Origin of the sequence: Streptomyces toyocaensis, assembly GCF_000725125.1 — a bacterium.
GTDB lineage: Bacteria > Actinomycetota > Actinomycetes > Streptomycetales > Streptomycetaceae > Streptomyces > Streptomyces toyocaensis.
In genome coordinates, this window is record NZ_JFCB01000001.1 from 468338 (window position 1) to 482511 (window position 14174).

Below are 14174 nucleotides of genomic sequence, written 5' to 3' on the forward strand. Positions count from 1 at the left end.
CCGTGGGCACGGCGCGCGGCCGCGTGCTCAGGGGCAGACGTACGTGAGGGCGGCCGTCGCGTGGCGGCCGGAGGGGGAGAGGACCCGCAGCTCCGCCCGCGCCTCGTAACGGCCCGTGCCCTCGAAGGTCCACAGCAGGTGCAGTCGCGCCTGCCGCTGACCCCGTGTCACCTCCTCGCGCAGCACGCCGGAGGAGGTGCCGTCGCTGCGTGTCCAGCGGTAGGTCAGGGTGCCCGGGCGGCCGTTCGTGGTGACCGTGCCCACGAGGTCCGCGGTGCCGTCGCACCCCACGGCGGCGGACGGGGCCGTGACCGTCACCCCCCGCACCGTGAGCCCCGGACCGACACGCTGCCAGGCCAGGAAGGCGAGGACGGCGAGCAGGACGAGCGCCGGCAGCGCGTGCCGGCGCGGACCGCGCCGGCGGGGCCCGGCGGGCAGCGGCACGGAGGGCGGCGTCCGGGTGGACCGGTGCGCGAGGGCGCCCTGCACTCCCGGGCCGAAGCGCAGCACCGTGCCCTCGATCCGGTCGGGCCGGGTGGGTGCGCCGGCCGGGGGACCGTCCTCCCGTGCCGTCGCCGTCACGGTGGTGTCCTGCTCGGGCCGCTGGATCCAGTGGCTCGCGAGCACGGTGGCGCTGTACTCGTCGTCCCCGCCGGGCCGGGCGTCCCCGCCCGGCGGCTCAGCGGACTCGTTCGTCGCCTTCATCGCAGATCGCACCGCCTGGTGAGGAGCTGCTGGGACGCGCCCCCGTCGGCCGAGGCCGGGGTGGTCGTCGCCGTCACGGTCCAGTAGCAGCCGAGGTTCTGGAAGACGTGCTCGGCGGTCACCGTGTACGCGGTGGCGCCGCTGCGCCGGAACACCTGGCCGGCGCCGTCCGGGGTGCCCGGCCCGCCCGCGGTGTCGCCCACGGACCAGCGGAGGTCGATCGACACCGGTCCGGTGCCGTCGGTGAGGACGGTGACCGTGGTCGTGGCGGTGCCGGGGCCCGTCTGCCGGAACTCCGACACGGTGACGTCCTTGACCGCGGGCGCGGCCGGGGCGGTGTCCGCGGGGGACGCGGAGGGGGTACCGGTCGCGGTCGGCGCACCGGCGGGTGTGCCGGTCGCGGGGTCCGTGCCGGGATCCGCCCCGGGGCCCGTGCCCGGGTCCGGCCCCGGCTCCGTCGTGGTCTCCGAGGGCCCGCCCGCGCTCGCGGAGGCCGGGCCGGAGGCGGACGCCCCCGGAGTGCCGGGCGTCGGGGACGCGGACGGCGGCGGGACGGTGGGGCCCGCGGTCACCTCCGGACCGGCGCCGGTGGTGGCGAACGCCTCGGCCGCCCGCTCCTGCGCCGCGCCGGAATCCGGAGGGGCGGCGAGGGCCGACAGGACCGCCAGGAGCACCGCCGCCGCGGCGGCCAGCATCCCCGGCCCGGTGGGCTTCCAGGCCCCCGCCCGGCCCCGGCCCGGCGGCTGCCGCAGCACGGTACGGGCGGTGTCGGCCGTGGACCGCCCCGGCGTGCGGGCCGACGGGAGCAGCAGCGGGAGCAGCGCCACCAGCGCGGCGAGCCGCCCGCGGCCCCGTTCCTCCCAGCCGGGCCCGTAGGCGGTGCCCGCGATCGCCTCCAGTTCGGTGACGAACGCCTCGGCGTCGCCCGGCCGCCCCGCCGCCTCCTTGGCCAGCCCGCGGCGGACCAGGGGACGCACCGCCTCCGGCACGTCCTCGGCCGGGACCGGCGCGTCCACGTGCCGCAGGGCGAGCTCGGCGATGTTGTCGCCCGCGTAGGGCTTGCGGCCGGTCAGGCACTCGAAGAAGGTCGCCGTGGCCGCGTACACGTCGGTGGCCGGGGACGCGGGTTCGCCACGCCACTGCTCGGGCGCCATGTAGGAGGGGGTTCCCGCCACACCGGCGCGCGTACGGGTGTCGACCGCGATCCCGAAGTCGACGAGCTTCGACGCGCCGTCGGGCGTGACCAGGACGTTCTCCGGTTTGTAGTCCCGGTGCACCACTCCGGCCCGGTGCGCGTCGGCGAGGCCCAGCAGCGACCCCTTGAGGATCACCAGCGCGGCCTCGGGATCCAGGGGGCCCTGCCTGGCCAGCACGGCCCGCAGGGACACGCCGTCCACCAGTTCCATCACGATGGCCGCCCCGTCCGGGCTCTCCACGTACTCGTAGAGCCCGGCGACGTACGGGCTGTCCAGTCCGCCGAGCAGCCGCGCCTCGGCGCGGAAGTCGTGCACGAACCCCGGGCGGGTGTGCAGCGACTCGCTGAGGTACTTGACCGCGACCGGGACACCGGTCACCTCGTGGATGGCCAGAACCACCCGTCCGCTCGCACCGGCACCGAGTTCCAGCGACTCGGTGTACCCCGGCACCGTCCATGTGCTCATCGACATCCCCCCAGGGGCCGTCCTCCGTCCCCGGGAGTCTCGCGGCACTCCGGGGCATCCGGCCCTCGCGATGACAGACACACTTCAGGCCACCGCGGTTGCGGAGCACGGGGTCCGGGCGTCGGCGGCTCCTCCCGCCGGGCCGCCCGCCCGTTGCCGGAGCGACGGGCGGCCGAGGGCCGCCGGAGCACCCTTTGTCCTGCGAGTGGAAAAAGTAGGGGCGAATTCCTGCGCGACTTCTTCCCACCTCCGGCAGGCGCTGCTATTTTCCCCTCCGAAGGAACGCCACACACGTGGCCGGAATCCGGCGCGCACAGGCCGATGAGGCGGGGAGGGACTCGTGAGACGCATGACCGCGCGACCCGCGAACGCCCATCAGGCACGACTGCTCAGGCTGCTGCGCGACGGTGGCCCCAACTCCCGCGCCCAGTTGGGCGACCAGGTCGACCTCTCCCGGTCGAAGCTGGCCGTGGAGGTGGACCGGCTGCTGGAGACGGAACTCGTCGTGGCCGACGGACTCGCCGCCTCGCGCGGCGGCCGGCGTTCCCACAACATCCGCCTCAACCCGCATCTGCGCTTCCTCGGCGTCGACATCGGCGCGACCTCGGTCGACGTCGCCGTCACCAACGCCGAACTGGAGATCCTCGGGCACATCAACCAGCCCATGGACGTGCGCGAGGGCCCGGTCGCGGTCTTCGAGCAAGTGCTCGCCATGGCAGCGAAGTTGAGGGCCTCCGGGCTCGCGGAGGGGTTCGACGGCGCCGGCATCGGCGTCCCCGGCCCGGTCCGCTTCCCCGAGGGCGTCCCGGTGGCTCCGCCGATCATGCCGGGCTGGGACGGTTTCCCCGTGCGGGAGGCGCTCAGCCAGGACCTCGGCTGCCCCGTCATGGTCGACAACGACGTGAACCTGATGGCCATGGGGGAGCAGCACGCGGGCGTCGCCCGCACCGTCGGCGACTTCCTCTGCGTCAAGATCGGCACCGGCATCGGCTGCGGCATCGTCGTCGGCGGTGAGGTCTACCGCGGTACGACGGGCAGCGCGGGCGACATCGGGCACATCCAGGCCGTGCCCGACGGCCGTCCGTGCGCGTGCGGCAACCGGGGCTGTCTGGAGGCGCACTTCTCCGGCGCGGCCCTCGCCCGGGACGCGACGGAGGCCGCCCGGCAGCAGCTCTCCGCCGAACTCGCGAACCGACTGGAGTCGAACGGCACGCTCAGCGCCGTCGACGTCGCCGCCGCTGCGGCGGCCGGTGACGCCACCGCCCTCGATCTGATCCGGGAGGGCGGCAACCGCACCGGCCAGGTCATCGCCGGACTGGTCAGCTTCTTCAACCCCGGCCTGGTGGTGATCGGCGGCGGGGTGACCGGCCTCGGCCACACCCTGCTCGCCGCGATCCGCACCCAGGTGTACCGCGGGTCGCTGCCCCTGGCCACGGGCAACCTGCCCATCGTCCTCGGGGAACTGGGGCCCACCGCCGGAGTCATCGGCGGGGCCCGGCTCATCAGCGACCACCTGTTCTCACCCGCGTAAGCAGCCCCACCCGCCCCACCGCACGGAACGGCTCCACCCGTTCGCCGCACCCGCTCCACCGCGCGCGACGGCCACGCCGTTCGCCGCACCCGCTCCACCGCACGGAACAGCCCTGCCCCTGTCCCGCCCGCCCACCGCACGGAACGGCACCCCGCACCGCGTCACCCGCCTCACCGCGAGCAACAGCACCCCGCCCCTGCTCTGCCCTGCCTGAAAACGCTTGCCCCCGCAAGGGGACCGCCCTGACACCGGCCCGAACGCCCGCCGAGGGGAATCCGCATGGCACCAGAACCACCGCTGCTCAGCATGTCCGGCATCACCAAGTCGTTCCCCGGAGTCCGGGCCCTGGACGGCGTCGACCTCGACGTCCAGGCCGGCGAGGTGCACTGCCTGCTCGGCCAGAACGGCGCCGGCAAGTCCACCCTGATCAAGGTGCTGGCCGGCGCCCACCAGCCCGGCTCGGGCACCATCCGCTGGCGCGGCGAAGAGGTGACGCTGCGCTCGCCCATCGCCGCCATGCGTCTCGGCATCGCGACCATCTACCAGGAACTCGACCTGGTGGAGCACCTGTCGGTCGCCGAGAACGTCCACCTGGGCCACGAACCCACCGCCGCCGGTTTCGTCGTACGGGGAAGGGCCGCCAGGTCGTCGGCCGCCGCACTCCTCGAGCGGCTCGGGCACCCGGAGATCGACCCGGCCCGGCTGGTGGGGGACCTGTCGGCGGCGCAGCAGCAGATCGTGTCGATGGCACGGGCGCTCTCCCACGACGTGCGGCTCATCGTGATGGACGAGCCGTCGGCCGCCCTCGACCCGGACGAGGTCGACAACCTCTTCCGGATCGTCGGCGACCTCACCGCCGACGGAGTCGCGGTCGTCTACATCTCGCACCGCCTCGAGGAGATCCGGCGCATCGGCGACCGGGTGACCGTCCTGAAGGACGGCCGGGCCGTCGCCGGCGGGCTGCCCGCCAAGTCGACGCCGACCCGCGAGGTGGTCGCCCTGATGACGGGACGCAACGTCGAGTACGTCTTCCCGGAGAGGCCCGCCGCCCCACCGGACGGCGTGCCGGTGCTGACCGTCGAAGGGCTGTCCCGCCGGGGCGAGTTCGCCCCGCTCGACCTCCAGGTGCGCCCGGGGGAGATCGTGGGGCTCGCCGGGCTCGTCGGCTCGGGACGCTCCGAGATCCTGGAGACGGTCTACGGCGCCCGCAGGCCCGACACCGGCCGGGTCCTCGTCGACGGGAAACCGCTGAGACCCGGCAGTGTGCGGGCGGCCGTGCGCGCCGGACTCGGGCTCGCCCCCGAGGAGCGCAAGGCGCAGGCCCTGCTCATGCTGGAGTCCGTCACCCGCAACGTGTCGGTCTCCTCCATGTCCCGCTTCGCGAGGGCGGGCTGGATCGACCGCGGCGCCGAACTGGGGGCGGCGCGCGCGGCGGTCCGTGAACTGTCCCTGCGGCCCGACAACCCGAACGTGCCCGTGCGCACCCTGTCCGGCGGCAACCAGCAGAAGGCCGTGCTCGCGCGCTGGCTGCTGCGCGGCTGCCGGGTGCTGCTGCTCGACGAACCCACCCGCGGCGTCGACGTGGGCGCCCGCGCCGAACTGTACGCGGTGGTCCGCCGGCTGGCGGACGAGGGACTCGCCGTGCTGCTGGTCTCCAGCGAGGTACCCGAGGTGCTCGGCCTGGCCGACCGCGTCCTGGTGCTGCGCGAGGGCAGCGTCGTCCACACGGCACCCGCCCGTGAGCTCGACGAACACCGTGTACTCGACCTGGTCATGGAAGGAAGCCCGGCGTCATGACGCAGAACGTCTCCCCGCCGCGGGACAGCACTCCCAAGGTCTCCCCGGCAGGCGAACCACCCGCCTGGCGCGCCGTGCTGTTCCGCGCCGACGTCCGCACGCTGTCCCTGCTCGGCGTGCTCGCCGTACTGATCGTCATCGGCGGCATCACCACACCGGACCAGTTCCTGGACACCCGCAACCTCCAGCTCGTGCTCACCCAGGCCTCCGTCATCGGCGTCGTCACCGTCGGCATGACCTTCGTCATCATTTCCGGCGGCATCGACCTGTCGGTCGGCGCGATCGTCGCCCTCGCCTCGGTGTGGGCGACCACGGTGGCCACGCAGGAGTACGGCTTCGGCGGCATCCTCTTCACCGCCGTGATCGTGGGGCTGGGATGCGGGCTGGTCAACGGGGTGCTCATCGCCTACGGCGGGATGGTCCCGTTCATCGCCACCCTCGCCATGCTCGCCTCCGCCCGCGGTCTCGCGCTGCAGATCACCGACGGGCGGACGCAGATCGTCACCGTCGACGGCGTCCTCGACCTCGGCGAACGCGACTCCTACGTGCTCGGCGTGCCGCCGCTGGTCCTGGTGTTCGCCGCGGTCACGGTCATCGGCTGGCTGGTGCTCAACCGGACCACCTTCGGCCGCCGCACCGTCGCCGTCGGCGGCAACGCGGAGGCCGCCCGGCTCGCCGGCATCGACGTACGCCGCCAGCGGCTCTACCTGTACCTGCTGTCGGGGCTGTGCTGCGGCATCGCCGCCTTCCTGCTGATCGTGCTGGCCGGCTCCGGCCAGAACACCAACGGCAACCTCTACGAACTCGACGCCATCGCCGCCGCGATCATCGGCGGCACCCTGCTCACCGGGGGCCGCGGCACCATCGTCGGCTCCGTCCTCGGTGTCCTGATCTTCACCACCATCACCAACATCTTCGCCCTGAACAACCTGCAGAGCGACGTCCAGCAGATCGCCAAGGGCGCGATCATCGTCGCCGCCGTGCTGGTCCAGCGCCGTACCGCGAGCACGACCTGAGGAGAGGGTTCACCGCCATGCCCAAGACGCCTTCCACCAGCCGCAGAGGACTGCTCTTCGGAGCGGCCGCCGTGTCCGCCGGCGTCCTCGTCACCGGCTGCACGAGCAACGAGTCCGGTGACGACGAGCCGGCCGCGAACGACCAGCCGGCCGCCGACGACAAGCCCGGCAAGCAGGTCACCATCGGCTTCGCCGGCCCGCAGGCCGACCACGGCTGGCTCAACGCCATCAACGACAACGCCGAGAAGCGGGCCGGGAAGTACTCCGACGTCACCCTGGAGATCACCGAGGGCTCCAACGACACCGCGCAGCAGATCGGCCAGATAGAGACCCTCATCAACAAGAAGGTCGACGTCCTGGTGATCCTCCCCGCCGACGGCAAGGCCCTCACCCAGGTCGGGCTCAAGGCGATGCGCGCCGGCATCCCGGTCGTCAACCTCGACCGGATCTTCAACACCCCGCAGGCATACCGGTGCTGGATCGGCGGCGACAACTACGGCATGGGCCTCAACGCCGGCCACTACATCGGCGAGAAGCTCAAGGACAAGCCGGACGCCAAGGTCGTCGAGCTGGCCGGTCTGGACAACCTGGAGCTGACCAAGCAGCGCACCCAGGGTTTCGACGACGCGCTGAAGAACTACCCCAACATCAAGAAGGTGGCCCGCCAGGCCGCCGAGTTCACCGTCGAGTCCGGCCAGGCCAAGATGGCCCAGCTGCTCCAGGCCCAGTCGCAGATCGACGCGCTGTGGAACCACGACGACGACCAGGGCGTGGGCGCGCTGCGCGCCATCGACCAGGCCGGGCGGGACGAGTTCCTCATGGTGGGCGGTGCGGGCGCGCTCTCCGCCTTCGAGGCCATCAAGGCCGACAACGGTGTCCTGAAGGCCACCGTCCTCTACCCGCCGACCATGGCCGCCTCCGCGATCGACCTTGCCCGCGCCCTCGGCCAGGGCAAGGGCGTCGGCGGCCTCGCCGAGTTCGAGATCCCCTCGTCGGTGACCTGCTACTCGGCCGTCGTCGACAAGGAGAACGTGGACCGCTACATGTCCACCGGCTTCAAGTGAGGAGCCCCGCCCCACGGGCCTGACCAGCCCACCGGGCGGGGCCCACCCCCGCCCGCCACGACGACGAGGAGGACATCCGAATGGCACAGCCGCAAGCGTCCGAAGGGGCGGAGACGGGGAAGCCACCGCTGCGCATCGGCATGGTCGGTTACGCCTTCATGGGTGCCGCCCACTCCCAGGGCTGGCGCACCGCGGGCCGCGTCTTCGACCTGCCGCTCAGCCCCGAACTGGCCGTGATCTGCGGCCGGGACGCCGACGCCGTGCGCGCGGCGGCGGACCGGCACGGCTGGGCGGAGACCGAGACCGACTGGCACGCCCTGGTCCGGCGGGACGACATCGACCTCGTCGACATCTGCACCCCCGGTGACAGCCATGCCGAGATCGCGCTGGCCGCGCTCGCGGCGGGCAAGCACGTGCTGTGCGAGAAGCCGCTCGCCAACACCGTCGCGGAGGCCGAGGCGATGGCCCGCGCCGCAGAGGAGGGCCGCTCGCGCGGTCAGCTGGCGATGGTCGGCTTCAACTACCGCCGGCTGCCCGCGACCGCGCAGGCCCGGCGGATGGTGGCCGAGGGCCGGATCGGCAGACTGCGGCACGTACGGGTGGCGTACCTGCAGGACTGGCTGGTGGACCCCGCGTTCCCGCTGACCTGGCGGCTGCGCCGGGAGCACGCCGGGTCCGGTTCGCTCGGCGACCTCGGCGCGCACATCGTGGACCTGGCGCAGCACCTGGCCGGTGAGCGGCTGGCGGGCGTCTCCGCGCTCACCGAGACGTTCGTGAGGGAGCGGCCGCTGCCCGACGCCCCCAGCAGCGGCCTGGCCGCCGTCTCCGCCTCCGGCACCGGAGAGGTGACCGTCGACGACGCCGCCCTGTTCACCGGGCGCTTCGCCTCCGGCGCCCTCGCCTCCTTCGAGGCCACCCGGTACGCCACCGGACGGAAGAACTCCCTGCGCATCGAACTCAACGGCGAGCGCGGTTCGCTCGCGTTCGACCTGGAGCGGCTCAACGAGCTGGAGTACCACGACGGTACCGAGCCCGCCGCGCACGCCGGCTTCCGCCGCATCCTCGTCACCGAACCCGACCACCCCTACCTCGAGGCGTGGTGGCCGCCCGGCCACGGCCTCGGCTACGAGCACACCTTCGTCCACCAGGCCCGTGACCTCGTCCACGCGGTCGCCGAGGGCCGGGGCCCCGAACCCTCCTTCGCCGACGGGCTGCAGGTGCAGCGCGTCCTGGCGGCGGTGGAGGAGAGTGCCGAGAAGAACTCCGTCTACACCCCGATCGCCGCCTGAAAGGACGGATACGGATGCCGCGCGACTTCACGCTCTTCACCGGCCAGTGGGCGGACCTGCCCCTTGAGGAGGTCTGCCGACTGGCCCGGGACTTCGGCTACGACGGACTCGAACTGGCTTGCTGGGGCGACCACTTCGAAGTGGACAAGGCACTCGCCGACCCCTCCTACGTCGCCTCCCGCCACCGGCTGCTCGACAAGTACGGCCTGAAGTGCTGGGCGATCTCCAACCACCTGGTCGGGCAGGCCGTCTGCGACGCCATCATCGACGAACGCCACCACGCCATCCTGCCCGCCCGCGTCTGGGGCGACGGCGAGCCCGAGGGCGTGCGCCGGCGGGCCGCCGCCGAGATCGAGGACACCGCGCGCGCCGCGGCCCTCCTCGGTGTCGACACCGTCATCGGCTTCACCGGTTCCGCGATCTGGCACCTGGTCGCCATGTTCCCGCCCGCCCCCGAGTCGATGATCGAGCGGGGTTACGAGGACTTCGCCGAGCGGTGGAACCCGATCCTGGACGTCTTCGACGCCGAGGGCGTGCGCTTCGCGCACGAGGTCCACCCCAGCGAGATCGCCTACGACTACTGGACGACCGCGCGCGCCCTGGACGCCGTCGGCCGCCGGCCCGCCTTCGGTCTCAACTTCGACCCCTCCCACTTCGTGTGGCAGGACCTCGACCCGGTCGGCTTCCTTCTGGACTTCCGCGACCGGATCTACCACGTCGACTGCAAGGAGGCCCGCAAGCGCCTAGACGGCCGCAACGGCCGTCTCGGCTCCCACCTGCCCTGGGGCGACCCCCGGCGGGGCTGGGACTTCGTCTCCGCCGGCCACGGGGACGTCCCCTGGGAGGACGTCTTCCGCATGCTGCGCTCCATCGACTACCGGGGCCCGATCTCCGTCGAGTGGGAGGACGCCGGGATGGACCGCCTCCAAGGCGCCCCCGAGGCGCTGACCCGGCTGAAGGCGTACGACTTCGAGCCGCCCAGCGCGTCCTTCGACGCCGCTTTCAACAGCTGACCGGCCGGCCGACCCAGGTCGGGAGCGGGGTCCGGCGAGGGTGCCGGTCCCCGGCCCGGCCTGCCCGCGTCCCGCTTTGTCCTGAGTTGGGAAGAAGTTCAACCAGGGCCGGTACAAGGGGTGTTGCCTCCGGAAGAACGCGGTTACCGTCCCTGAGGTGTTCAGGACACCCACGCCTCCGGGGTGACGGCGCACCCCGGCGCCCGCACGCACCACACGTCTTCGCACCTGTTCCGTACGGCCCCACCCCGTTCCCGGAGGGACTTCGTGCACAGAAGCAGACTCACATCCACCCGAACCACGAGGCGTACCGGACTTCGCACCCCCCTCGCGCTGCTCACCGGCCTGCTCCTGGCCGTGGGCACGCCGGCGACCGTCGCCGGCGCCCATCCCGGCCACCCGGAACACGACGGACCGGCGGCCGCCGAGGGACAGTTCCAGCAGGTACCGCTCGCCAAGGGCGAACCCGAGACGGGCGAACCGATGTCACTCGCCGTGCTCCCGGACCGCAGCGTCCTGCACACCTCGCGCGACGGCACGCTGCGTCTCACCGACCAGGGCGGCGTCACCAAGGTCGCCGGCAAGATCCCCGTCTACAGCCATGACGAGGAGGGCCTCCAAGGCGTCGGCATCGACCCGGACTTCGAGAACAACCGGGCCGTCTACCTCTACTACGCCCCACCCCTCGACACCCCTGCGGGCGACGCCCCGGAGACCGGCACCGCCGAGGACTTCAAGAAGTTCGACGGCGTCAACCGTCTCTCCCGCTTCGTGCTGAACGCCAACGGCACACTGGACATGGCCAGTGAGAAGAAGGTCCTCGACGTCGCGGCCTCCCGCGGCATCTGCTGCCACGTCGGCGGCGACATCGACTTCGACGCGGACGGCAACCTGTACCTGTCGACCGGCGACGACACCAACCCCTTCGCCTCCGACGGCTACACCCCGATCGACGACCGCCCGAACCGCAACCCGGCCTTCGACGCCCGCCGCAGCTCCGCCAACACCAACGACCTGCGCGGCAAGATCCTGCGCATCAAGGTCGCCGAGGACGGCTCGTACACGATCCCGGAGGGCAACCTCTTCGCCCCGGGCACCGAGAAGACCCGTCCCGAGATCTACGCGATGGGCTTCCGCAACCCCTTCCGGATGAGCGTCGACGACAAGACCGGCACCGTGTACGTCGGCGACTACGGCCCCGACGCCGGCGCCGCCGACCCGAACCGGGGCCCTGCGGGGCAGGTCGAGTTCGCCAAGGTCACCGAGGCCGCCAACTTCGGCTGGCCCTTCTGCACCGGCGACAACGACGCCTACGTCGACTACGACTTCGCCACCAAGGAGTCCGGCGAGACGTTCGACTGCGCCGCGCCGAAGAACACCTCCCCGCACAACACCGGCCTGGTCGACCTGCCCCCCGCACAGGCGGCGTGGATCCCGTACGACGGCGGTTCCCTGCCCGAGTTCGGCACCGGTTCCGAGTCCCCCATGGCGGGCCCGGTCTACCGCTACGACTCCGACCTCGACTCGAGCGTGAAGTTCCCCGAGGCCTACGACGGCGACTTCTTCGCCGGCGAGTTCGGCCGCCGCTGGATCAAGCGGATCGAGCAGAACGCGGACGGCTCCGTCGCGAAGATCAACGACTTCCCGTGGACCGGCACCCAGATCATGGACATGGAGTTCGGCCCCGACGGCGCGCTCTACGTGCTCGACTACGGCGTCTCCTGGTTCCAGGGCGACGAGCACTCCGCGCTGTACCGGATCGAGAACGCCGAGGACGGCTTCTCGCCGATCGCCGAGGTGAGCGCCGACAAGACGTCCGGAGCGGCCGGCCTGAAGGTCACCTTCACCGGCTCCGCCAAGGACGCCGACTCACCGGACCTCACCTACAGCTGGGACTTCGGCGACGGCACCAGGGGCGAGGGCCTCAACCCCACCCACCGGTACAAGAAGGCCGGCACCTACAGCGCCACCTTCACCGCCAGGGACCCCGAGGGCAACACCGGCAACGCCAGCGTCCGGATCGTGGTCGGCAACACCGAGCCCAAGGTGCGGATCGACGTCCCGGGCAACGGCACCCTGGCCGAGTTCGGCAAACCCGTCCCGTTCAAGGTGACCGTCACCGACCCCGAGGAGACGATCGACTGCTCCAGGGTCAAGGTCGTCTACAGCCTCGGCCACGACTCCCACGCCCACGAGCTGACCAGCGAGACGGGCTGCGAGGGCACCCTGACGCCGCCCCCCGGTGACGGCGGTCACGACCCCAACGCCAACATCTACGGCGTCGTCGGCGCCAGTTACACCGACGGCGGGGCGAACGGCCAGGAGGCGCTGACCGGCACCGCCCGCACCGTGCTGCAGCCGCTGCACCGCCAGGCCGAGCATTTCACCACCCAGTCGGGCGTGTCCGTCATCGACAAGACCGGCGCCAACGGCGGCAGGACCGTCGGCGACGTCCACGACGGCGACTGGATCTCCTTCGGCCCCTACAAGTTCGCCGGGCAGAAGAAGATGACCGTGCGGGCCTCCTCCGGCGGCGCGGGCGGCTTCATCGAGCTGCGCACCGGGTCCCCCGAGGGACCGCTGCACGGCTCCGCCTACATCCCGCCGACCGGCGGCTGGGAGACCTTCCAGGACGTCGACGTGCCGCTGCGGTCGCTGCCGAAGAAGACCACCGACATCTACCTGGTCTTCAAGGGCGGCGAGGGCGCGCTGTACGACGTGGACGACTTCGAGTTCTCCACCGAGCCGTTCAAGGGCGGCAAGAAGGTCCTGGTCTTCTCCAGGACCGCGGGCTTCCGCCACGACTCCATCCCGGCCGGCATCGCCGCGCTGAAGGAGCTCGGCGGCCCGGCCGGCATCACCGTCGACGCCACCGAGGAGGCCCGGCAGTTCACCACCGCCAACCTCGCCAAGTACGACGCCGTGGCCTTCCTTTCCACCACCGGCGACGTCCTGAACGCCGAGCAGCAGAAGGCGTTCGAGGACTACGTGGCGGGCGGCGGCGGCTACCTGGGCATCCACGCCGCCGCCGACACCGAGTACGACTGGGAGTTCTACGGCGGTCTCGTCGGCGCCTACTTCGACTCGCACCCGGCCATCCAGAAGGCCACCGTCCGCGTCGAGGACCACGACCACCCGTCGACCGCGCACCTGGACGACGCCTGGGAGCGCACCGACGAGTGGTACAACTACCGCACCAACCCGCGCGAGCAGGCCAAGGTCCTCGCCACCCTGGACGAGACCACCTACCAGGGCGGCACCATGAAGGGCGACCACCCGATCGCCTGGTGCCAGAGCTACGGCGGCGGCCGCTCCTTCTACACCGGCGGCGGCCACACCAAGGAGTCGTACGCCGAGGAGGCCTTCCGCGCCCATCTGCTCGGCGGTCTGCAGTACGCCACCGGCCAGGTCAAGGCGGACTGCACGCCGGACAAGGGCTACCGGACGATCTTCAACGGCCACACCCTGGACGGCTGGAAGCAGGCCGGGCCAGGAAGGTTCGTCGTCAAGGACGGCGTGATGGAGACCGAGGGCGGCATGGGCCTGCTCTGGTACCAGGCCAAGGAGCTGAAGTCCTACTCCCTCAAGCTCGACTGGAAGATGCGGGGCGACGACAACTCCGGTGTCTTCGTCGGCTTCCCGGCCTCCGACGACCCCTGGTCCGCGGTGAACAAGGGCTACGAGATCCAGATCGACGCCACGGACGCGCCCGACCGCACCACGGGCTCCGTCTACTCGTTCAAGTCGGCGAACATCAAAGCCCGTGACCAGGTCCTGCGGCCGCCCGGCCAGTGGAACTCCTACGAGATCAAGGTCCAGGGCGAACGCCTCCGGGTGTTCCTCAACGGAGTCAAGATCAACGACTTCACCAACAAGGACCCTGGGCGGAGCCTGACCGACGGCTACATCGGTCTGCAGAACCACGGCGCCGGCGACCAGGTCTCCTTCCGCGACATCCGGCTGAAGGAACTGCCCTCCTAGGGCGACCGGAACGGCGGCGGGCGGAGGACGCCGGACCTCCGCCCGCCGTCCCGCCGGGCACAGGGGCCGGGCATCCTGCCTGACCCCCTGCGCCCGGCACCCGCTCACCCCCCCCGG

At 72.0% G+C, this 14174-nt stretch carries 9 protein-coding genes; 7 read left to right on the forward strand and 2 right to left on the reverse strand.

The features are described from left to right. Positions 1 to 27 precede the first annotated feature (27 nt). Together BU52_RS01965 and BU52_RS01970 are read right to left on the reverse strand one after the other, a co-directional pair. Positions 28 to 705 carry a hypothetical protein gene (locus tag BU52_RS01965; RefSeq protein ID WP_078903070.1) on the reverse strand — a complete coding sequence of 226 codons (678 nt, stop codon included), beginning with the start codon at positions 703 to 705 and terminating at the stop codon, positions 28 to 30. Beyond that, entirely contained in the window at positions 702 to 2366 is a 1665-nt protein-coding gene (locus BU52_RS01970; RefSeq protein ID WP_037927832.1) for a serine/threonine-protein kinase, read from the reverse strand. The genes BU52_RS01965 and BU52_RS01970 overlap by 4 nt, the downstream gene beginning before the upstream one ends. Before the next feature lie 349 nt (positions 2367 to 2715). Between BU52_RS01970 and BU52_RS01975 the strand changes: the two genes are divergently transcribed. The 7 genes from BU52_RS01975 to BU52_RS02005 all read left to right on the forward strand — a co-directional run bounded on the left by BU52_RS01975 (position 2716) and on the right by BU52_RS02005 (position 14057). Further along, entirely contained in the window at positions 2716 to 3897 is a 1182-nt protein-coding gene (locus BU52_RS01975) for an ROK family protein (protein ID WP_037926753.1), read from the forward strand. 279 nt (positions 3898 to 4176) lie between these two features. Then, positions 4177 to 5694: a sugar ABC transporter ATP-binding protein gene (locus BU52_RS01980; protein WP_037926756.1), complete on the forward strand. Its 1518-nt coding sequence runs from the start codon at positions 4177 to 4179 to the stop codon at positions 5692 to 5694. Continuing rightward, complete coding sequence (locus BU52_RS01985) at positions 5691 to 6710, forward strand: ABC transporter permease (protein WP_037926759.1); 1020 nt, start codon at positions 5691 to 5693, stop codon at positions 6708 to 6710. Before BU52_RS01980 ends, BU52_RS01985 begins: the two co-directional genes overlap by 4 nt. Positions 6711 to 6727: 17 nt before the next feature. Then, positions 6728 to 7774: a substrate-binding domain-containing protein gene (locus BU52_RS01990; protein WP_037926763.1), complete on the forward strand. Its 1047-nt coding sequence runs from the start codon at positions 6728 to 6730 to the stop codon at positions 7772 to 7774. Between the two features lie 80 nt (positions 7775 to 7854). Next, a complete protein-coding gene (locus BU52_RS01995; protein ID WP_037926766.1) occupies positions 7855 to 9063 on the forward strand; it encodes a Gfo/Idh/MocA family protein in 1209 nt (402 codons plus the stop codon). A 14-nt stretch (positions 9064 to 9077) separates the two neighbouring features. After that, positions 9078 to 10076, forward strand: coding sequence for a sugar phosphate isomerase/epimerase family protein (locus BU52_RS02000; RefSeq protein WP_037926769.1), 999 nt, complete (start codon positions 9078 to 9080; stop codon positions 10074 to 10076). A 267-nt stretch (positions 10077 to 10343) separates the two neighbouring features. Beyond that, positions 10344 to 14057, forward strand: coding sequence for a ThuA domain-containing protein (locus tag BU52_RS02005; RefSeq protein WP_037926772.1), 3714 nt, complete (start codon positions 10344 to 10346; stop codon positions 14055 to 14057). Positions 14058 to 14174 lie beyond the last annotated feature (117 nt).